Origin of the sequence: Bradyrhizobium sp. CCBAU 45389 (assembly GCF_028128625.1) — a bacterium.
Taxonomy (GTDB): Bacteria; Pseudomonadota; Alphaproteobacteria; order Rhizobiales; family Xanthobacteraceae; genus Bradyrhizobium; species Bradyrhizobium liaoningense_B.
On sequence record NZ_LBIY01000099.1, the window covers coordinates 469453 to 491799 of the forward strand.

The window sequence follows — 22347 nt, forward strand, 5'->3', positions numbered from 1 at the left end:
AGACAAGCGAAGGCCGACAATTCGTGACAAAAGACCCGCAAGCCAAGCGCAAGCCGGAAAATTGCGCCTTCGTCATCTTCGGTGTCACCGGCGACCTTACCCATCGCCTGGTGATGCCGTCGCTCTACAACCTCGCGGCCGAGCACTTGTTGCCGGAAAAATTCTGCGTCGTCGGCGTGGCCCGCAGGGGTCAGTCGGATGACGAGCTGCGCGACAGCCTGCTGAAGGGCCTGCGGCAATTCGCGACCCGGCCCGTGGACGACGACATCGCCAAGAAGCTGCTGGAATGCGTGACCTTCGTCGAGGCCGATCCGAAGGATCCGCCTTCCTTTGATCGCCTGCGCGAGCATCTGGATTCACTGGAATGCGCGCAGGAGACCGGCGGCAACCGGCTGTTCTATCTGGCGACCCCGCCGGCCGCGTTCGCGCCGACCGCGCGCGAGCTCGGCCGCACCGGCATGATGAAGGAGAATGGCGCCTGGCGGCGGCTCGTGATCGAAAAGCCGTTCGGCACCGACCTCGCATCGGCCAAGGCGCTGAATGGCGAGCTGCTGAAGATCATGGACGAGCACCAGATTTACCGGATCGATCATTATCTCGGCAAGGAGACGGTGCAGAACATCCTGGTGCTGCGCTTTGCCAACGGCATGTTCGAGCCGATCTGGAATCGCAACCATATCGACCATATCCAGATCACGGTGGAGGAGAAGCTCGGCGTCGGCCATCGCGGCGGCTTCTATGATGCCACCGGCGCGCTGCGCGACATGGTGCCGAACCATCTGTTCCAGCTGATGTCGCTGGTCGCGATGGAGCCCCCCGCACGTTTCGACGCACATTCCGTGCGCTCCGAGAAGGCCGACGTGCTCACATCGATCCAGCAGCCGAGCCGGGAAGAGGCGCTGAAGAATTCGGTGCGCGCGCAATATCTCGCCGGCCGCAGCGGCGACGACGCGATCACGGACTATCGCAAGACCGAGGACGTCAAGTCCGACAGCACCACCGAGACCTTCGTCGCGCTGAAGCTGATGATCGACAATTGGCGCTGGGCCGGCGTCCCCTTTTACCTGCGCACCGGTAAGGCGCTGGGTCACAAACGCACCGAGGTCGCGATCAAGTTCAAGCAGGCGCCGCTGTCGATGTTCTCGGGCACGGACGTCGACCGCCTGTCGCAGAATTTCCTCACCATCGGCATCGCGCCGACCGAGACCATCGAGCTGCAGTTCAACGCCAAGATCCCGGGGCCGAGCATCACCATCGACGGCGTCGAGATGAAGTTCCGCTACGGCGACTATTTCCGTGCCGACCCGTCGACCGGCTACGAGACGCTGATCTACGACTGCATGATCGGCGACAACATCCTGTTCCAGCGCGCCGACGGCATCGAGGCCGGATGGCAGGCGGTGCAGCCGTTCCTGGACGCGTGGAAAAGTGCCGGCACCAACGGCATCGAGACCTATGAAGCCGGGAGCGACGGCCCCGCCTGCGCCGACGAACTGCTCCGGCGCGACGGGCGAAGCTGGCGGAAATTTTCGTGATTGCAGCCGGACAGCCGAAACTGATCGTTGCGTCGGATGCCGAGGCGCTGGCGCAGGCCGCGGCCGAACGGGTGATGGCGCGGATCGTCGCCAACCCCTCGCGTATCGCGATCTGCCTCACCGGCGGCTCCAGCCCGAAGAAGCTCTATCAATTGCTCGGCAGCGATGCCTGGCGCGGCAAGATCCCGTGGGACCGCGTGCACTGGTTCATCGGCGACGAGCGGTTCGTGCCTGACAGCGATCCCCTCAACAACATGGCGGTGGCGCGGGCGGCATTCCTCGATCGCAATGCGCCTGCCAGCCATATCCATCCGATCCCGACGACCACTGAAAATCCCGATGCCGGTGCGGGAGCCTATTCGCGCGAGCTGCAAGCTTTCTACGGCGCAGACCGGCTCGATCCGGCGCGGCCGCTGTTCGACCTCGTCCTGATGGGCGCAGGACCGGACGGCCACACCGCCTCGCTGTTTCCCGGCTTTCCCGAGATCGAAGAGACCGGGCGCTGGGTCATCGGCGTCCCCAAGGCCAATGTCGCGCCGCTCGTGCCGCGGGTCTCGCTCACCCTGCCCGCTCTGGCCTCCTGCCGCGAAATGCTGTTCGAGATTGCCGGGCACGACAAGCAGCCGATCTTGACGCGCCTCCTCAATGGCGAGAATCTGCCGGCCTTACGCGCGCGCTCGAATGGTGAGACCGTCTGGCTGGTCGACAGGGCCGCGCTTCCGGAGGAAATTCGTGGGCCGCGTTGAAGCACCTTGTGCGTTGATCGTGATGGGCGTGTCGGGTTCGGGCAAGAGCACGGTTGCGGCGGCGCTCGGCGAGCGGCTCGGCTGGCGCTTCGAGGACGGCGACAGCTTTCATCCCGCCAGCAATGTCGAGAAGATGCGGGCCGGCCATCCCCTCACCGACGGGGACCGCTGGCCCTGGCTCAATGCCATCGCCGACGAGATCGAGCGGGTTTGCGGACGCGGCGAGCATGTCATCATCGCCTGCTCGGCGTTGAAGCACACCTATCGCGACGTGCTGCTGCGCGGACGCAGTGACGTCCGCTTCGTGTTCCTGAAGGGCACGAAGGAGCTGATCGCCGAGCGGCTCGCGCAGCGCAAGGGCCATTTCATGCCGCCCGGGCTGCTGACGAGCCAGTTCGACACGCTGGAGCCGCCGGAAGCGGGCGAGCACGTCATCACCGTCTCGATCGACGAGACCGTCGAGGCGATCGTGGACGGCATCGTGCGGCAATTGAAGCTGGGCGGGGCAATACCCAAGGTTCTGCCATGACTCCCATCTCACTCGTGGTCTCCGACGTCGACGGCACGCTGCTGACCAAGGACAAGACGCTGACCGAGCGTGCGCGAAGCGCAGTGCAGCGGCTGCACCAGGCCGGCATCGGCTTCACCATCACCTCCAGCCGTCCCGCGATCGGCATGCGCTTCCTGATCGAACCGCTGGCGCTCTGGCTGCCGGTCGGCCCGTTCAACGGCTCCTCGATCGTCGATCCCGAGATGCGGCCGGTCGAGCAGCACCTGATTCCGCCGGGCGCCGCCGAGCGGTCCTTGCAGATCCTGCGCGACTTCGGCGCAGACATCTGGCTGTTCACTGCCGACAAATGGCTGATCGACAATCCCAGCGGCAAATACGTCGCGCATGAGCAGCACACGATCCGGTCCGACCCGACCATCATCACTGATTTCTCGCCGTATCTCGCCAGCGCCTGCAAGATCGTCGGCGCCAGCGCCGACGCGGCCGGGCTTGCCGCGTGCGAGAAGGCGATGCAGGAGGCGCTCGGCAGCGAGGCGACCGCGGTGCGCTCGCAGACCTATTATCTCGACATCACCCCGCCCGGATTCAACAAGGGCACGTTCGTCGAGTTTATGGCCAAGCGCCTGGGCATCTCGACCGACGCGGTCGCCACCATCGGCGACATGCAGAACGATCTGGCGATGTTCCGCGTCAGCGGCACCTCCATCGCCATGGGCAACGCCACCGACAACGTCAAGGACGAGGCGACCCACGTCACAGGGAGCAACGAGCAGGACGGTTTTGCGGAGGCGATGGAGATGATCTTGAAGCGGAACGGGGTTGGCTGAGCGATCGGCTATGGGTTGCGCGACCTTGGACATCGAACGGCTGACTTTTCTGGACGACGGCGCGCAGCTGTTCCGGCAAGTGCTGCCCCCCGATCAATTGCGTCGGCTCAAAGAGATCCTGTCCCATTTGCCGCCCGATCACGCCGGACTAAGGCTACGAGGCGTCGAGGGTCTCGCGCCCATCCTTGCCGCGAGTGGGCTGATCGGAAGCTGCGCCGCGTCGGTGCTTGGAGAAGCTTGCCGTCCGGTCAGGGCCGTTCTGTTTGACAAGACGGCCGCAACGAACTGGGCGCTGGGGTGGCACCAGGATCGCACCATCGCCGTGAAGCAACGGGTCGCCGCTGAAGGCTTCGAGACCTGGAGCATCAAGAGCGGCATGCAGCATGTCGAACCGCCCTTCGCCCTGCTGTCGGGCATGGTGACCCTGCGGGTTCATATCGATCCGGTCCCGGTCAGCAATGCGCCGCTGTTGATTGCGCCCGGATCGCACAAGCTTGGCCGGATTCCGGAAGATGAAGTGCGGAACGTCGTACGACGTTCCGGCACGGTTGCATGTCTGGCTGATGCCGGCGACATCTGGCTGTACGCGACGCCTATTCTCCACGCTTCGGACGCCGCCACCGCGCCGATGCATCGCCGCGTCCTGCAAGTCGACTTTGCCGTCAGCAAGCTCCCGGGCGGCCTGGAGTGGCTTGGGGTCTAGGACCCAAGCGAGCATCACTACTTCGACCGCTGCATCGCCGGCTTTTCGCTCTTCTGCCTTGCCGCCGAGAGGTTATGCGCCGTGTTGATCAATGCGATGTGGGTCAGCGCCTGCGGGAAATTGCCGGTCTGGCGGCGGGCCACGGAGTCGTATTCCTCGGCGAGTAGCCCGACATCGTTAGCGATGCCGACCACGCGATCGAACAAGACTTGCGCCTTGTCGAGATCGCCCGCCAGCACATAGGCATCGGCGAGCCACAGGCTGCAGGCGAGGAACGCGCCTTCGAGCGGCGGCTGGCCCGCGGGCAGTTCGCGCGGATCGTGCCGCAGCACGAAGCCGTCGCGCATCAAGCATTTCTCGACCGCGGCGATGGTGCCGCGGATGCGCGGGTCTTCGGCCGGCAGGAAGCCGACCGCCGGCAGCAGCAGCACGCTGGCGTCGAGCAGCTTCGAGCCGTAGGACTCGACGAAAGCGTTCTCCTCGGCGTCAAAACCGTTGTTGCAGACGTCGCGATGAATGGCTTCGCGCAAGGCGCGCCAATGCAGCAGCGGCGCCTTGAAGCCGAAAGTCTCGGCGCTCTTGATGCCGCGATCGAAGGCGACCCAGGTCATGACCTTCGAGAACACGTAGTGCCGGGGCTGCCCGCGCCGTTCCCAGATGCCGTGGTCGGGCCGATCCCAGACCTCGGCGAGGTGGTTGAGCACGTTGCATTCCAGCGCCCAGCTTTCCTCGTCGAGCTTCAGCTTGGCCATGCGCGACTGGTGGAAGGCGTCGATCAGCTCGCCATAGACGTCGAGCTGGAGCTGCGCATGCGCGGCGTTGCCGACGCGCACAGGCTTGGCGCCCTCATAACCGGCGAGCCAGCCCGCCTCCCATTCCAGGAGCCGCCGCTGGCCCCAGATGCCGTACATGATCTGCATGTTGGACGGCGATCCGGCGGCCGCGCGCAGCAGCCAATTGTGCCAGGCCGAGGCTTCCTCGGTATAGCCCGAGTTCATCAGCGCCAGCAGCGTGAAGGTGGCATCGCGCAGCCAGCAGAAGCGGTAATCCCAGTTCCTGCTGCCGCCGAGCTTTTCCGGCAACGAGGTGGTGGGCGCGGCGACGATGCCGCCGGTGGGGCCGAAGGTGAGCGCCTTCAGCGTGATCAGCGAGCGTACGATCAGATCGTGATAGTCGCCGTCGCGGGTGCAATGGCTGCACCAATCCTTCCAGAATTCTTCCGTCTCTCGCAGCGCGAGCTCCGGGTCGATCGGCCCGGGTGGATCGAGATGCGAGGGACCGTAGGTCAGCACGAAGGGGATCGTCTCGCCTGCCCTCACCTCGAAGTCGGACACCGTGGTCAGATCCTCGCCGCGGGTCTCGACCGGCGTGCGCAGCACCGTCATGTCCTGGCCGCAAATCGCGAGCAGGGAATGATTGATCCGTCGCACCCAGGGGATATCCACGCCGAAGCCGAAGCGGATGACGAGCTCCATCCGCATCTCGACCTTCCCGCTGACGCCGCGGACCAGGCGCACGATGTCGGACGCCTTGCCGCGCGGCGGCATGAAATCGATCAGCGCGACGATGCCGCTCTTCGTCTCGAATTGCGTTTCCAGGATGAGCGTATTGCCGAGATAGCGGCGCGAGATGCCCCTCACCTCCCCGCTTGGCGCGACCAGCCAGCGGCCGTTCCTGTGCGTGCCGAGGATCGCGGCAAAGCAGGCGTCGGAATCGAACGCCGGCCAGCACAGCCAGTCGATCGAGCCGTTGCGCCCGACCAGCGCCGCGGTCTCGCAGTCGCCGATCAGCGCATAGTCCTCGATCCTTTGCGTCAATGTCGTACGAGCCTGGGAAGCCCCGGCCTTCAACTCCCGCCGGTCAATGATCGTTCCCGCGTCGCGGCCTTCAAAGCCGCGAGATCGACCTTGGCCGCGATCTTGTCGAGCGCGACAGGAAGCCGCTGGCGCCAGTTCGGGTGCTCGTCGATCGTGCCGGGAATGTTGGGCTGGTCGATCACGCCGAGCAGATCCTCCATGGACACCGCGAGCAGGCGCGAGGGCGTGCGCGACAGGAAGGCGAGCACCGAATAGAGGTCGTTGGCGCCGATGCCGTTCTGGCGCAGGATCTCGTCGAGCGCGCCGAGGGCGTCCCAGCGCGCCTGGTCGTTCTCGCCGGGATCGAGCCCGAGCGAGCGCTTCATCTTGAGATCGCTGAAGGAGCGCCAGCCCGCATAGGTGCACAAATCATGCGTGTTCAGCGTCACCAGCGCGTTGGGCCGGTAGTGGTCGATATTGCGGAAATGGCCGGCATCGTCGCGCTCGAACATCATGACGAGGTAGGACCAGATGCCGAAATCCTGCATGGTCTCGCGAAAGCCTTCCGGCACGGTGCCGAGGTCCTCGCCGATCACGATGCATTTGTGGGCCGCGCTCTCGCGCACCACCGCGGCGAGCAGCGCTTCGAACGGCATCTGCACATAGGCGCCGTTGTCGGGCCTGAAGCCGCGCGGCACCAGATAAAGCCGCTTCAGCCCGAGCACGTGATCGAGCCTGATGGCGCCGGCATGGCGCATCGACGCCGCCAGCATGTCGGCGAACGGCACGAAGGACTGCGCCTCGAGACCGCCGGCGTTGAAGCCGGCGAGGCCCCAGTCCTGGCCGACGGTGTTGAGCACGTCCGGCGGAGCGCCGACGGCGAGGTGGCGGGAAATCGCGGTCTGCTCGTTCCAGGCATCGAAGCCGTTGGACTGCACGCCGACGGCGACGTCGAGATAGAGCCCGACGCGCATGCCGAGCTGGCCGGCCAGCTCCTTGGCGGCATGCAACTGGCTGTCGGCCGTCCATTGCACGAATTCGACGAACTCGACCTCGCGCTTGTCCGGACCGTTGCGCAGCTCGGCGCATTTGGCTACGTCCGGCTGTTGCCATTCGGACGGCCATTCCCACCACGGCCGGTTGAAGCGATGCCGCAGCACCTCGAAGCAGGCAAAGCGGGATAACAGCGGCGCGCGGGCGGCGCGGAAGGCGTCAAACTCCTTGCGGCGCGCCGCGCTCGCGCTCGTCACGAAGCTGTTGAAGGCCGCGCGCAAGGCCAGCCATTTCAGCGCCGCCATGTCGGCATAGGGCACGCGGTCGCCTTCGCGCAGCCGCGCGGCCGTTGCAGCCGCATCGGGGACGAGATCGGCGGAAAATTCCGGGATCGCCTCGACGTCGATATAGAGCGGATTGAGAAACAGCCGGCTGTTCGGCGAATAGGGGCTGCAATCGGCCGGCTGGTCGTCGAACAGCACGTGGAGCGGATTGAGGCCGACGCCGTCGGCGCCGAGTTGCTTGGCGAGCCGGACGAGACCGGCGAGATCGGTGAAATCGCCGATGCCCCAATTGCGGTCGGAGCGGACGCTGTAGAGCTGCACGGCGAGCAGCCAGCCGCGGTCGAAATCGCCGCCGAAGGCGCGCTCGGGCGCCACGATCATCGGCACGTCTTCGCTCGCACCACCGGCATCCGTCAGTGTCAAGCGGTGATAGCCGAGCGGCAGGCCGGCGGGCCAGGCAATGACAGGCTCGCGCGTCTCGCCTTGCGCGATCACATTACCGTTGCCGGAGATCTTCCATTGCAGCGGCGGCGTTCCCGTTGCCGCCAGTTCGGTGCGCGGATGCCCCAGGGCGCGCACCACGACAGGCCCGCTGACGAAGCGGTAGACCCGCTTCTCCGGCAGGGCATCGAGGATGGATTTGAGCGCCTCGGGCGCGGTGACCCGCAGCTTGCCCAGGGCGTCGATGAATTCGGACTGAACGCCCTTGATCCGGGCTTGAGCTAAAAGATCCATTCGGCACGCAGCTTGCAGGCCATCGTTTGGCCAAGGGCAGGGATTTTAACGAGGTCGCGGAAGAGGTTAGTCAGGGGTAACTCGCAAACTGCGCTTGCCGTTCCCCAGGGAACCAATGACACACAAGCGGCTTTCTATAATGGTACCAAGCGTAGGTTCCCGACAAGGGAAACGGGCTCCTGCTTTCTTGTCAATGGCATCACCGTGAACAAGACAATTCAAACTGTCGAAAGTGCCGCAGCCGGCAGCGCTTTCCTCATCGAAGACGTCTATCCCTTGATCGACGGCGGCCGCTTCGCCGTGAAGCGGATCGCGGGCGAACGGGTCGAGGTCTGGGCCGACATCTACCGCGATGGCAACGCCGTGATCGCCGCCGCGCTGATCTGGCGCCGCGAGCAGGACCGCGAATGGCGGAGCGAGCCGATGACCCCTCACGGCAATGACCGCTGGTCCGGCACGTTCACGCCCGTTGAGCCCGGCCAATATGTCTACGCAATTGAAGCCTGGACCGACGAGTTCGCGACCTGGTCGCACGCCATCGCGCGCAAGCGGCGCACCGGGGCCGATGTCAGCCTCGATGCGATCGAGGGCGCGGGACTGCTGACCAAGGCGCATGGCGCGCGGCAGGACGCCGCAGCGATCATCATCAAGCGATGCGAGGATTATCTCCAGACCGGCGACGTCGCTTCGCTGCTGGCAGCCGAGCTCGGCAAAGCCATGGCCGAGAGCCAGTCGCGGCCCGACCTGACGCGCTCGCCGCTGTTCCCGCTGATCATCGACCGCGACAAGGCGCGCTTCAGCGCCTGGTACCAGATGATGCCGCGCAGCCAGAGCGACATTCCCGGCCGGCACGGCACGCTCCGCGACTGCATTGCACGCGTGCCTGATATCGCCGCAATGGGCTTTGACGTGCTCTACTTCACGCCGATCCACCCGATCGGCCACACACACCGCAAGGGCCGCAACGACGCGCCGGTGGCGAGCGAGGGCGATCCCGGCTCGCCCTATGCGATCGGCTCCACCGAGGGCGGGCACGATGCGCTGCATCCCGAGCTCGGTACGATCGAGGACTTTCGTGCGCTGGTCGCCACATGTCTCGAATACGGGCTCGAGCTTGCGCTGGACTTCGCGGTGCAGTGCTCGCCGGACCATCCCTGGCTGACCCAGCATCCGGAATGGTTCAAATGGCGGCCGGACCGCTCGGTGCGAGCAGCGGATGGCCCCTATTCGGACATCGTCATCCCCGACTTCGGCTGCGTCGATCGCGCCGGGCTGTGGAACGCTTTTCGCGACGCCTTGCTGTTCTGGATCGACCATGGCGTCACCATCTTCGCCATCGACAATCACGACACCACGCCGCTTCCGTTCTGGGAATGGCTGATCGGCGACATCCGCCGCCGGCATCCCGAGGTGATCCTGTTCTCCAAGACGTTTGCACGACCGAAGCTGATGAAGGGTCTCGCCAAGCTCGGCTTCGCGCAGTCCTTCAGCTATTTCCCCTGGCGCACTTTGAGGTGGGAGCTGGAACAGTATCTGGGCGAGCTGACGCGTTATCCCGAGCGGGACTTCTATCGGGCGAACCTGTTCGTCAACACCGCGGACCTCTTGCCCTATCATCTCCAGAGCGGCGAAGCCTGGGTATTCAAATCGCGGCTCGCGCTGGCCGCGACGCTGTCGGACAATTACGGGATCTTCGGCGGCTTCGAGCTGCTGGAGCACGAGGCGATTCCCGGCCGCGAGGAATATCTCGATTCCGAGAAGTACCGGATCAAGCAGCGCGACTGGAACACGCCCGGCAACATCAAGCCCTACATTGCCGCGCTCAACCGCATCCGCAACGAAAACGCGGCACTTCAGCAGACCGCAAACTTGCGGTTCCTCAACGTCGAGGACGGCGAGACGATCGCCTTGGCCAAGGAGACGGCCGATCCCGCGAACACCGTCGTCGTCGTGATTGCGCTCTCGCGCCATGCGCGCGAATTTTGGCTGCCGCTCGGCGACGTCACCGTTGACGCCGATGGACGGCGACACCATGTGACGGCACTCGAAAACCTCCTCACCGGCGAACAGTCCCGCATCGAATGGGGCGGGGTCAGGTTGCGTATCGATCCCGACCGCGATCCGGCGCTCTTGTTCCGCTGCCTGGCGTAAGGGGTCACGCCATGAATGTTCTGTCTTCCGTCGACACCAAGAAAGTTGAGGCTGCCGAGATCGTGGATGAGCTCTGGTACAAGGACGCCATTATCTATCAGCTCCACGTCAAGGCGTTTGCCGACAGCAACCATGACGGCATCGGCGATTTTGCCGGGCTGACCGAGAAGCTGCCCTATCTGCAGGAGCTCGGCGTAACCGCGCTGTGGCTGCTGCCGTTCTATCCCTCGCCCGGCCGCGACGACGGCTACGACATCGCCGACTACGGCTCGGTCAATCCCGATTTCGGGACGATGAAGGATTTCAAGCGCTTCATCCAGGAAGCGCAGAAGCGCGGTTTGCGCGTCATCACCGAGCTCGTTGTCAACCACACCTCGGACCAGCACAAATGGTTCAAGCGCGCGCGCCGCAGCCATCCCGGTTCGAGCGCCCGCAACTGGTACGTCTGGAGCGACACCGACCAGAAATACCAGGGCACGCGCATCATCTTCACCGACACGGAGAAGTCGAACTGGACCTGGGATCACGAGGCCGGCGCCTTCTACTGGCATCGCTTCTTCTCGCACCAGCCGGATCTCAATTTCGACAATCCGCGCGTGGTCAGCGCGCTCATCCAGGTGATGAAGCGCTGGCTGGACGCCGGGGTCGACGGCTTCCGCCTCGACGCCATTCCCTATCTCTGCGAGCGCGAGGGCACCTCGAACGAGAACCTTCCCGAGACGCATGCGATCATCAAGCGCCTGCGCCAGGAACTCGACGCCTATTCCAAAGGAAAGCTGCTGCTGGCCGAAGCCAATCAATGGCCGGAGGACGTGCAGGAATATTTCGGTCGTGGCGACGAATGCCACATGGCCTATCACTTCCCGCTGATGCCGCGCATCTACATGGCGATCGCGCAGGAGGACCGCTTCCCGATCACCGACATCCTGCGCCAGACGCCAGACATTCCGGCGAGCTGCCAATGGGCGCTGTTCCTGCGCAACCATGACGAGCTCACGCTGGAGATGGTCACCGACGTCGAGCGCGACTATCTGTGGACCACCTACGCCAACGACCCGCGGGCCCGCATCAATGTCGGCATCCGGCGGCGCCTCGCGCCGCTGATGGACAACGACCGCCGCAAGATCGAGCTGATGAACTCGCTGCTGCTGTCCTTCCCGGGAACGCCGATCATCTATTACGGCGACGAGATCGGGATGGGCGACAACATCTATCTCGGCGACCGCAACGGCGTGCGCACGCCGATGCAATGGAGCCCGGACCGCAACGGCGGCTTCTCGCGCTGCGACCCCGCCCGTCTCTACGCGCCGCTGATCATGGATCCGGTCTACGGCTATGAATCGGTGAACGTGGAGGCGCAGTCGCGCAGCCTGTCGTCGCTGCTCAGCGCCACCAAGCGGCTGATCTCGGTGCGCAAGTCGACGCTGGCCTTCGGCCGCGGCACCATGACCTTCATCCGTCCGGCCAATCGCGCCGTGCTGGCCTATGTCCGGCAGTATCGCGACGAGGTGATCCTCTGCGTCGCCAATCTCTCGCGCGCCGCACAGGCGACCGAGCTCGATCTGTCGCCCTGGAAGGACCGCATCCCGCAGGAAATGCTCGGACGGACGCGCTTCCCGGCGATCGGCGAATTGCCCTACATGATCACGCTGGGGCCCTACGGCTTCTACTGGTTCCAGCTTCAGGAGCGCGACAAGTCCGAGCCGGTGGCGCCGCGCGCGGTGCCGGAGTTCGAGACCCTGGTCGTGCCGGTGAATTCGAACTGGGTCTCTCTCGCCCGCGAGCGCGGCGTGTTCGAACGCGACGTGCTGCCGGGATTTTTGGCAAGGACACGCTGGTATCCCGATCACAATCCCAAGCACATCAAGGCCACGCTCACCTCGGCGGTGCCGTTCAGCGATATCGGCGACAACAGACCCTGGATCGCGTTCTTCGAGACGACGCGGGACGACGTCACCACGCGCTACGTGATGCCGATGCAGATCGAGTGGGTGCGCTTCGACCGCGAACGCTTCAACCCGAAGGCACTCGCCGCCGTGCGCCAGGGCGCGCGCGAGGGTACGCTGCTTGACGTTGCGACTGAGCAGATCTTCATCGGACTTTTCCTGCGGGGTCTGTCGCAAAACCTGGTTGTGGACGAGAACAATCTGCGGCTGGAGTTCAAGGCCACCAGCCGGTTCGCCGATTACACCATCAAGGAGCCCCAGCGCATCCGCGCGATCGAGCAGTCGAACAGCACTGCACTGGTCGACAACCAATATGTCGCCAAGCTCTACCGCCGGCTCCAAAGCGGGACCAGTCCCGAGATCGAGATCGGCCACTACCTCACGGAAGTGGCGCGCTTCGCCAATACGCCGGCGCTGCTCGGCAGTGTCGAGCTGGTCGAGGACGATCGGCGCAGCACACTCGGCGTGCTGCATGCCTTTGTCGAGAACCAGGGCGACGGCTGGACCGTGACCACCGGTTATCTCGATCGCTATATCGACGAGCAGCGGGTCTTGTCCGCGGGCGAGGCGCCCCGCGAGACCCAGGAGCAGGCGCCCTACCTGCACTTCATCGCGCAGATCGGCCGGCGGCTTGCCGAGCTGCATGTTGCCCTGGCCGCGGCAAAGCCGGACAATCTCGCTCCGGAGCCGATCGGCTCCGAACACGCCAAGCGCTGGGTCTCCGACCTCGAGACGCGGGCCGAGCGCGTTTTCGAGCACCTGGCCAACAGCCGCGACGGCCTGCGGGAGGCGGACCGGCCGCTGATCGACCAGCTCGGCGCAGCGCGCGCGGCCCTGCCCGACCACCTCAATGCACTATTGCCTTCCGGGATCGGCGGGTTGAACATCCGTCATCATGGCGACTTCCGCCTCGGGCAGACTCTGATCGTGAAGGACGACATCTTCATCATCGACTTCGACGGACATCCGCACCGGCCGCTGGCCGGCAAGCGGCGCAAGCTGCCTGCCGCGCGCGACGTCGCCGGTCTGATCCGCTCGATTGATCTTTCGGTTAACGTCGCCCTCACCCGAGCCCTCACGGGCGCCTCGGAGGAACAGGACCGGCTTGCCGCCGCGCTCGGCGAATGGCGCGAACGCGCCACCACGACGTTCCTGCACGCCTATCGCGAGGCCATGACCGACCGGCGGCTATGGCCCGAAAATCCGCAAGCCGCGGACGGCCTGTTAAGGTTTTTCCTGCTTGATCAAGCGTTCGACGACGTAGAGTACGAACTGTCCCACCGGCCCGAGGGGCTCCATGCGCCGCTGACCGGACTGCTTCGCATTCTGTCCAGTGCCGAGAGCGAAGCCCATGCCTAAACTGCCAGCGGAAGCCTACGCGATCATCGAGGGCCGCCACTCCGATCCCTTCCACTATCTCGGCCTGCATCCCGAGGGCGGCAAGAGCGTGGTGCGGGCCTTCCTGCCCGAGGCCTCCGATGTCGAGGCGGTCGGCGAGCATGGCGAGGTCGCGCCGCTCGACCGCGTTCATGACTCCGGCCTGTTCATCGGAGCCCTGCCCAACGGCTCGAAGCACTACCAGCTGCGCGCGAAATTCGGCAACCACGTCGTCGAGTTCGAGGATGCCTACCGCTTCCCGCCGATCCTGACCGATTTCGACCTCTATTTGCTCGGCGAGGGCACCCACCAGCGCCTCTACGACAAGCTCGGCGCGCATCCGATGCGGCTCGACGGCGTCGACGGCATCGGCTTCGTGGTGCTGGCGCCGAATGCGCGGCGCGTATCCGTGGTCGGCGATTTCAACTTCTGGGACGGGCGGCGTCATCCGATGCGGGTACGCGGCAGCGGGTACTGGGAGCTGTTCATCCCGCATGCGAAGATCGGCGATCACTACAAGTTCGAGATGATCGGCCCGCATGGCCATCTGCTGCCGCTGAAATCCGATCCGCTGGCGTTTGCAAGCGAGGTACGGCCGAAGACGGCCTCGATCGTGCTCGACGAGGCGCGTCTGCCGCGGCCGCGCTCCGCACCCGACGGCATCAACGCGCTGTCGGCGCCGATGTCGATCTACGAGGTCCATCTCGGCTCGTGGCGGCGCAAGGACAACAATGAATGGCTGACCTATCGCGAGCTCGCCGAGCAGCTGCCGGCCTATGCGCGCGACATGGGGTTCACGCATCTCGAATTCCTGCCCGTCAGCGAGCATCCGTTCGACGGCTCCTGGGGCTATCAGCCGACCGGCCTCTATGCCCCGACCAGCCGGTTCGGCACACCGGAGGATTTCGCCGCGCTGGTCGATGCCTGCCATCGCGAAGGCATCGGCGTGCTGCTCGACTGGGTGCCCGGCCATTTCCCCGACGATCCGCACGGGCTCGGCAGCTTTGACGGCACGGCGCTCTATGAACACGCCAACCCGCTCCAGGGCCGCCACCTCGACTGGGGCACGCTGATCTACAATTACGGCCGCACCGAAGTGACGAACTTCCTGGTGTCGAACGCGCTGTTCTGGATGGAACGCTACGCCATCGATGGACTGCGCGTCGATGCGGTGGCGTCGATGCTCTATCTCGACTACAGCCGGCCGCCCGGCGCGTGGATTCCGAACCAGTATGGCGGCCGCGAGAACATCGAGGCGATCGACTTCCTGCGCCGCTTCAACACGGAGGTCTTTGCCCGCTTCCCGCAGGCGACCACGGCCGCGGAAGAATCCACCGCATGGCCGCAGGTCTCGCGTCCGGTCGAATTCGGCGGGCTCGGCTTCGGCTACAAGTGGAACATGGGCTGGATGCACGACACGCTGAACTACATCAGCAAGGATCCGATCCACCGCAAGCATCATCACGGCGAGATCCTGTTCGGCCTGCACTACGCCTTCTCTGAAAACTTCATCCTGCCGCTGTCGCATGACGAGGTCGTGCACGGCAAACGCTCGATCCTGGGCCGCATGCCCGGCGACGAATGGCAGCGCTTTGCGAATTTGCGGGCCTATTATAGCTTCATGTTCGGCCACCCCGGCAAGAAGCTCCTGTTCATGGGCGCCGAGATCGCGCAGAGCCGCGAATGGAATCACGACCAGTCGCTCGACTGGCACCTGCTCGAGTACAAGGTCCATTCCGGCATCCAGGCGCTGATCCGCGACCTCAACCGGCTCTATCGCGCGGTGCCGGCGCTGCACCAGATGGATTGCGACCAGGCCGGCTTCGAATGGCTGATCACCGACGATGCCAACCGCAACGTATTCGCCTGGCTGCGCAAGGGCTTTGACGAGCACGCGCGGTGCCTCGTCATCGTCAATTTCTCCCCCAACGTCTATCGCAACTACCGCGTCCCCGTGCCCCTGGCCGGCAAGTGGAAAGAGGCATTCAATTCCGACTCCGCCCATTACGGCGGCAGCAATGTCGGGAACATCGGCGAGGTCCAGACCGTTGACGGCAAGACCCCCGAGCTCCGCCTCACCATTCCGCCGCTCGCCGCGATCTTCCTCGTTCCGGAAAGCTGACATATGCGCCTGACCGCCGGATCGCCCGCACGCCTCGGCGCAAGCTGGGACGGACGCGGCACCAATTTTGCGCTGTTCTCCGCCAACGCACAGAAGGTCGAGCTCTGCCTGTTCGACGCCCAAGGCCGCCGCGAGCTCGAGCGCGTCGAACTGCCTGAAAGGACCGAGGACGTCTGGCACGGCTATCTCAACGACGTCTCACCCGGCCAGCTCTACGGCTACCGGGTGCACGGCCCCTACGAGCCCGAGCACGGTCACCGTTTCAATGCCAACAAGCTGCTGCTCGACCCCTATGCGAAGCGGCTCTCGGGGCGGCTGGTCTGGAGCGATGCGCATTTCGCCTACCGCACCGGCTCGCCGCGCGAGGACCTGTCGTTCGACCGGCGCGACAATGCGCGCGGCATGCCCAAGGCCGTCGTGGTCGACGAGACCTTCAACTGGGGCCGGCGCGAGATCCGGCCGAACATCCCGTGGGAAGACACCATCATCTACGAGGCTCACGTCAAAGGTTTGACGCAGAAGCGCGACGACGTGCCGCCGAATTTGCGCGGCACCTATGGCGGCCTGTCCTCGCCGGCGATGATCGATCACCTGAAGAAGCTCGGCGTCACCACCATCGAGCTGCTGCCGATCCACAGCTTCGTCGACGACCGCATATTGGTGGAAAAGAAGCTCGCCAATTACTGGGGCTACAACACGCTGTCCTTCTTCGCGCCGGAGCCGCGCTACGCCCAGGACAATGCGCTGGATTCCTTCCGCACCACGGTCGCGCGCCTGCACGATGCCGGCATCGAGGTGATGCTCGACGTCGTCTACAACCACACCGCCGAGGGCAACCATCTCGGCCCGACGCTGTGCTACCGCGGCATCGACAATGCCTCCTATTACTGGCTCAACCGCGAGAACCCGCGCTATTACGACGACTTCACCGGCTGCGGCTCGTCGGTGAACCTCACCCATCCGCGCGTGCTGCAGATGGTGATGGATTCGCTGCGCTACTGGGTCGAGGTCTGCCATGTCGACGGCTTCCGCTTCGATCTCGCCACCACGCTCGCGCGCGGACCGAACGGTTTTGATCGCGGCATCTCGTTTCTGACCGCGATCCGGCAGGATCCGGTGCTGGCCGCCGTGAAGCTCGTCGCCGAGCCCTGGGACCTCGGCCTCGGCGGTTACCAGGTCGGCGCATTCCCCTCGCAATGGTCGGAGTGGAACGACCGCTATCGGAGCGCCATGCGCCGTTACTGGAGCGGCGAAGGCAGCCTGATCGGCGACATCTCCAGCCGCATGACGGCGTCATCAGACCTGTTCAACCATGACGGACGGCGGCCACGCGCCAGCATCAACCACATCACCGTGCATGACGGTTTCACGCTCGCCGACCTCTTCAGCTACAACGAGAAGCACAACGAGGCCAATGGCGAGGACAATCGCGACGGCTCCAACGACAACCACAGCAACAATTGCGGCGTCGAGGGACCGACCGACGATCCGAAAATCCTGGAGCTGCGCCGGCAGCTTCGCAGGAACGTGCTGGCCTGCCTGATGCTGGCGCAGGGCGTCCCGCTGATCCTTGCCGGCGACGAGGTCGGCAATTCGCAATCCGGCAACAACAACGCCTATTGCCAGGACAACGAGGTCGGCTGGGTCGGCTGGGACAAACTCGGCGCGGAGGGCGAGGACATGGTCGACTTCGTCGGCCATCTCGCCGACATCCGCCGCCGCTTCTCGCAGCTTCGCAGCCATCGCTGGCTCGACGGTCGCCCCAAGGACGGCAGCTCCTACGGCGCGCTGTGGCTGACGCCCACAGGCAGCGAGATGACGGAGAGCGACTGGACATTCCCGGATGGGCGGTTTCTCTCCTATGTGATGGGACCGATGGAACCGGGCGGGGCTGCGATCTTTATCGTCCTGAACGCCGCGCCCGAAGAGATCGCATTCAAATTGCCCGAGATGACCGAATACAAGAGCTGGCAGCAGATCCTGAACACGACCGATGCCAAGCTGAACACCATCGACTTCCTGTCCGGAAGCGATAGCAAGGCGGCGCCGCGCTCCGTGCTCGCCTTCGCGGGGGCGTCATGAGGCCATCCTTCGGGGCGCGGCCAACGAAAGACGGCGTGTCGTTCCGGCTGTGGGCTCCCGGCGCGCGCCGTGTCGATCTCCTGCTCGACCGCAGGCACGCGATGCAGCGCCGGCAGGATGGCTGGTACGTGGCCGAGATTGCCGGCCTCACCCCTGGCAGCCCCTACAAATTCAGGATCGACGACGAGATCGACGTGCCCGATCCGGCCTCGGCTTTCCAGCCCGAAGACGTGTTCGGCCCGAGCGAGGTGATCGATCACGACGCCTTCGCCTGGCGCGCGCAGGATTGGCGCGGCCGGCCGTGGGAAGAGACGGTGCTGATCGAGACCCATGTCGGCACCTTCACGCGCGAAGGCACCTACCGCGCCATGATCGGCAAGCTCGATCATCTCGTAGCAACCGGCATCACTGCGCTGGAATTGATGCCGCTGGCCGATTTCGCGGGACGCCGCGGCTGGGGTTATGACGGCGTGCTGTGGTATGCGCCCGACAGCGCCTATGGCCGCCCCGAAGATCTGAAGATGCTGATCGACGAGGCCCATCTGCGCGGGCTGATGGTGTTCCTCGACGTCGTGTACAATCACTTCGGCCCTGAAGGAAACTACCTCGGCCGCTATGCGCCGTCTTTCTTCACCGATGCGCACACACCCTGGGGCAGCGCGATCGACTACCGGGTGCCGCAGGTGCGCGCCTTTGCGGTCGAGAACGCGCTGTCCTGGCTGACCGACTACCGCATCGACGGACTGAGGCTGGACGCCGCCAACCACATCATGGCTGTCCCCGGCGAACAATCGATGCTGCAGGACCTCAGCGTGACCGCCGGCGAGCTTGCCAGGGCGACGGGGCGGCACATCCATCTCGTGCTGGAGAACGGCGACAATCGCGCCAGCCTGCTCGACGCCGCTCAGGAGCCGCCGAACGGAAAATATCGCGGCCAGTGGAACGACGATTACCACCATGTCTGGCACGTGATGCTGACCGGCGAGCTCGCCGGCTACTACGGCGATTACCAGACCCCGCGCATGGATCTCGCCCGCGCGCTCGCTTCCGGCTTCGTCTATCAGGGCGAGATCTCGGAATTCTGGGGCAAGAAGCCGCGCGGCGAGCCGAGCGGCCAGTTGCCGCCTTCGACCTTCGTCAATTTCCTGCAAAACCACGACCAGATCGGCAACCGCCCGCTCGGCGAGCGGCTCGAGGCCCTCGCATCGCCGCAGCAGATCGAGGCGGCGCTCGCAGTCACCCTGCTCGCGCCGATGGTGCCGATGCTGTTTCAGGGCGAGGAATGGGGCTCGAAGGTCCCCTTCCCGTTCTTCTGCGATTTCCAGGGCGGCCTTGCCGATGCCGTGCGCAAGGGCCGCAGGCAGGAATATGGCTGGGCCTATGAGACATACGGCGACGAGGTGCCCGACCCGCTCGATCCCGCAACACTGCAATCGGCTGTGCTCGACTGGACCGGGCGTACGCCGGAGCAGAACGCACGATTAGCTTTGGTACGAGAGCTGCTCGCGCTCCGGCGCAAGGAGATCATGCCGCGGCTGAAGGGCGCAAGCTTCGGCGATGCGGAGGCGGCCGACAACGGTCTGCTCAGCGCACATTGGCGCATGGGCGACGGCACGACGCTGCGCCTCATCGCCAATCTGTCGGACCACGAGATCACCTCCAATGTCAGCACCGGCACGCCGATCTGGGGCGGCGCGGCCGGCGATCGGCTTCCGCCCTGGTCGGTGGTCTGGCGCCTCGGAGGTTGACATGCCTCCCGCGATTCCCATTGCGACCTACCGGCTTCAGCTCACCGCGGATTTCGGCTTCGACGAGGCCGCCGCGGTGGTGCCGTATCTGAAGGCACTTGGGATCACGCATCTCTATGCCTCGCCGGTGATGAAGGCGCGCAAGGGCTCGACGCATGGCTACGACACCGTCGACCACAGCCAGCTCAGTCCGGAGCTCGGCGGCGAAGCCGGCTTCGCGCGGCTGAGCGAGGCGCTCGGGCAGCACGATCTCGGCCTCATCATCGATTTCGTGCCCAACCATGTCGGCGTGCACTTTGCCGACAATCCCTGGTGGCTGGACGTGCTGGAATGGGGACAGGCCTCGCCGCACGCGAACTCCTTCGACATCGACTGGGATCAACTGGCCTATCGCGCCCGCGGCGGCGTGCTGCTGCCGATCCTCGGCTCCTCCTATGGCGAGGCGCTGGAGCGCGGCGAGATCGAGCTGCGCTACGATCCCGATGAGGGAAGCTTTTCGGCCTGGTATTTCGAGCATCGCTTGCCGATCGCGCCGGAGCGCTATGGCGAAATACTGCGCGTGATCGTGAAGGAGGCGGATGCCGCGGAGACGGAGGCCGGCAAGCGCCTGCTCGCGCTTGCGGCGCGCTATACGGGATTACGCCGCCCCAATCGCAAGGAAGCGCCGGGATTCAAGTCGGAGCTCAAGGAGATCGCGGGCGCGGCCGACATCATCAGCCGCGGTCTTGCCGCCTACCGCGCCGCCAAGGACCGTCCCGCGCAGACACTGGCGCTGCATCACCTCCTGGAGCGCCAGAACTACAAGCTCGGACACTGGCGGCTTGCCTCCAGCGACATCAATTATCGCCGCTTCTTCGACGTCAACGGCCTCGCTGGCCTGCGCGTCGAAGATCCCGGCACCTTCGCCGCCACGCACCGCCTGGTGAAGCAGCTCGTCGCCGACGGCAGATTGCAGGGTATCCGCCTCGATCACATCGACGGCCTGCGCGATCCCGCGCAATATTGCCAGCGGCTGCGCCGGCTGGTGCGCGATGCGCAGGGCAAGACAAAACCGTTCTACACGGTGATCGAGAAGATCCTCTGCGAGCACGAGAAGCTGCCGCATTTCGCCGGCGTCCGGGGCACCACCGGCTATGAGTGGATGAACGTCATCACGCAGGTGCTGGTCGATCCCCAAGGGCTGGAGGCGCTGGACGAGACCTGGCGCCAGGTCAGCAACCGCTCGCCGCGGCTTGCGCCTTACGTCAAGGAGGCCAAGCGGCGCGTGCTGGAGACGCTGCTGACGAGTGAATTCACCGTGCTGACGCGCCTGCTCGCGCGCATCGCCAACGGGCATTATTCGACCCGCGACTTCTCGGCCGACAGCCTGCGCCAGGCGCTCGAGCTCTATGTGCTGCATTTCCCGGTCTATCGCACCTATCTGACCACGGCCGGGGCGACCGCGCACGACCGCAAGCTGATCGAGGACACCATCGCGCGCGCCCGCGCCGAGTGGTTCGCCGCGGACGAAGGCATCTTCGACTTCCTGCGCGATGCCCTGACCATGGATCTGCTCAAGCCCGGACGTCCCCCTCACAGCACGCCGCGCGTGCGCCGCTTCGCGCTGAAGGTGCAGCAGTTCACCGGGCCGATGATGGCAAAGTCGCTGGAGGACACCGCGTTCTACCAGTTCCATCGGCTGCTGGCGCTGAACGAGGTCGGCGGCGATCCCGCGAGCACCGGCCTCACCGTCCCCGCTTTCCATGAGGCGATGCGGGCGCGTGCCCGGGAGTGGCCGCTGGGGATGACGGCGACCGCTACCCACGATACCAAGCGCGGTGAGGACGCGCGCGCCCGGATCGCGGCGCTCAGCGAAATCCCCGGGGAATGGACCAGCGCGGTGTCGCGCTGGAAGGTTCTGAATGCGCCGCATCTTGCGCTCCACGGCCATCTGCGCGCGCCGTCGGCGACGTTCGAATACATGCTCTACCAGACCCTGCTCGGCGCATGGCCGCTGCAGGGGCCGCCCGATGCCGGTTTCGTCGAGCGCATCCAGGCCTATGCGCTCAAGGCCGCGCGCGAGGGCAAGGAGGAGACGAGCTGGCTCAACCCGCACGAGGCCTATGAGAACGGCATCAAGAGCTTCATCGAAAAAATCCTCGATCCCGCGCTGTCAGGCGAATTCCTGGACGCGCTGCAAACCCTGGCCCGCCGTCTCGCGCTGCTCGGCGCGCTGAACTCGCTGAGCCAGCTCACGCTCAAGGCGACGCTGCCGGGCGTGCCCGACTTCTATCAAGGCACCGAATTCTGGGACCTGTCGCTGGTCGATCCCGACAACCGCCGCCCCGTGGATTTTTCCGCGCGCGATACGGCGCTGGCGTCATTGCAAGCACCGGACTGGAGCGGGCTGAGCAGGACCTGGCCGGACGGCCGGCTCAAGCTCGCCTGGACGCGGCGCCTGCTCAGGCAGCGCAACGAGCTCGGCGACGTTTTCGCGCAAGGCGACTATCAGCCGCTGGAGGTGCGCGGCACGCATGCCGAGCACGTCATCGCGTTCGCTCGCCGCCGAGGCCGCTCGGCAGCGATCGTCATCGTCGGACGCCGGTTTGCGCCGTTCACGCAAGCCGGCCGGGAATGGCCCGCCCGCGAGAGCTTCGACGCGACCGTCGATATCACGGGCTATGCCGCAGCGGGACTTGCAGGCAACGCACTGCCGATCGCACAGGCTTTCCGTGATCTTCCGGCGGCTGTCATTGCGGCCCGCGCAGCAAGCGCGATCAGGCCTGCGCGGCAGCGCGTAAGCGCCTGAAAC

General features: G+C 65.2%; 13 protein-coding genes. 11 read left to right on the forward strand and 2 right to left on the reverse strand.

The genetic code is table 11. The features are described 5' to 3' along the window. The first annotated feature begins 23 nt into the window (after nt 1–23). From zwf to XH79_RS41455, 5 genes are read left to right on the forward strand one after another with little or no spacing between them, the layout of a single operon-like run. Complete coding sequence (gene zwf, locus XH79_RS41435; protein ID WP_271585451.1) at nt 24–1535, forward strand: glucose-6-phosphate dehydrogenase; 1512 nt, start codon at nt 24–26, stop codon at nt 1533–1535. After that, nucleotides 1532–2281, forward strand: coding sequence for a 6-phosphogluconolactonase (gene pgl / locus XH79_RS41440; protein WP_271585452.1), 750 nt, complete (start codon nt 1532–1534; stop codon nt 2279–2281). The genes zwf and pgl overlap by 4 nt, the downstream gene beginning before the upstream one ends. Further along, nucleotides 2268–2810 carry a gluconokinase gene (locus XH79_RS41445; protein ID WP_271585453.1) on the forward strand — a complete coding sequence of 181 codons (543 nt, stop codon included), beginning with the start codon at nt 2268–2270 and terminating at the stop codon, nt 2808–2810. The genes pgl and XH79_RS41445 overlap by 14 nt, the downstream gene beginning before the upstream one ends. Then, nucleotides 2807–3619 carry an HAD family hydrolase gene (locus tag XH79_RS41450; RefSeq protein WP_271585454.1) on the forward strand — a complete coding sequence of 271 codons (813 nt, stop codon included), beginning with the start codon at nt 2807–2809 and terminating at the stop codon, nt 3617–3619. Before XH79_RS41445 ends, XH79_RS41450 begins: the two co-directional genes overlap by 4 nt. Nucleotides 3620–3644: 25 nt before the next feature. Then, nucleotides 3645–4322: a phytanoyl-CoA dioxygenase family protein gene (locus tag XH79_RS41455; RefSeq protein WP_271585455.1), complete on the forward strand. Its 678-nt coding sequence runs from the start codon at nt 3645–3647 to the stop codon at nt 4320–4322. Between the two features lie 17 nt (nt 4323–4339). On the opposite strand, the gene XH79_RS41460 is transcribed toward XH79_RS41455, so the two are convergent. Both XH79_RS41460 and malQ read right to left on the reverse strand, forming a co-directional pair. Continuing rightward, a complete protein-coding gene (locus XH79_RS41460) occupies nt 4340–6139 on the reverse strand; it encodes a glycoside hydrolase family 15 protein (RefSeq protein WP_271585456.1) in 1800 nt (599 codons plus the stop codon). A 29-nt stretch (nt 6140–6168) separates the two neighbouring features. Then, complete coding sequence (malQ, locus tag XH79_RS41465) at nt 6169–8130, reverse strand: 4-alpha-glucanotransferase (RefSeq protein WP_271585457.1); 1962 nt, start codon at nt 8128–8130, stop codon at nt 6169–6171. Between the two features lie 204 nt (nt 8131–8334). On the opposite strand from malQ, the gene XH79_RS41470 reads away from it, so the two are divergent. Genes XH79_RS41470 through treY form a run of 6 tightly spaced genes read left to right on the forward strand, consistent with a single transcriptional unit; the run spans nt 8335 to nt 22344 of the window. Next, on the forward strand, nt 8335–10281 hold the full coding sequence (locus XH79_RS41470) for a maltotransferase domain-containing protein (RefSeq protein ID WP_271585458.1): 1947 nt from the start codon (nt 8335–8337) through the stop codon (nt 10279–10281). 11 nt (nt 10282–10292) lie between these two features. Then, the gene (gene treS / locus XH79_RS41475; protein ID WP_271585459.1) at nt 10293–13586 is read left to right on the forward strand and encodes a maltose alpha-D-glucosyltransferase; all 3294 of its coding nucleotides are present in this window, start codon (nt 10293–10295) and stop codon (nt 13584–13586) included. Then, on the forward strand, nt 13579–15726 hold the full coding sequence (glgB, locus tag XH79_RS41480) for a 1,4-alpha-glucan branching protein GlgB (protein ID WP_271585460.1): 2148 nt from the start codon (nt 13579–13581) through the stop codon (nt 15724–15726). The genes treS and glgB overlap by 8 nt, the downstream gene beginning before the upstream one ends. A 3-nt stretch (nt 15727–15729) precedes the next feature. Next, nucleotides 15730–17808: a glycogen debranching protein GlgX gene (gene glgX / locus XH79_RS41485; protein ID WP_271585461.1), complete on the forward strand. Its 2079-nt coding sequence runs from the start codon at nt 15730–15732 to the stop codon at nt 17806–17808. Further along, on the forward strand, nt 17805–19556 hold the full coding sequence (gene treZ, locus XH79_RS41490; protein WP_271585462.1) for a malto-oligosyltrehalose trehalohydrolase: 1752 nt from the start codon (nt 17805–17807) through the stop codon (nt 19554–19556). The genes glgX and treZ overlap by 4 nt, the downstream gene beginning before the upstream one ends. A gap of 1 nt (nt 19557) precedes the next feature. Next, nucleotides 19558–22344 (forward strand): malto-oligosyltrehalose synthase, encoded by a 2787-nt coding sequence (treY, locus tag XH79_RS41495; protein ID WP_271585463.1) that lies wholly within the window; start codon nt 19558–19560, stop codon nt 22342–22344. The last annotated feature ends 3 nt before the right edge of the window (nt 22345–22347 follow it).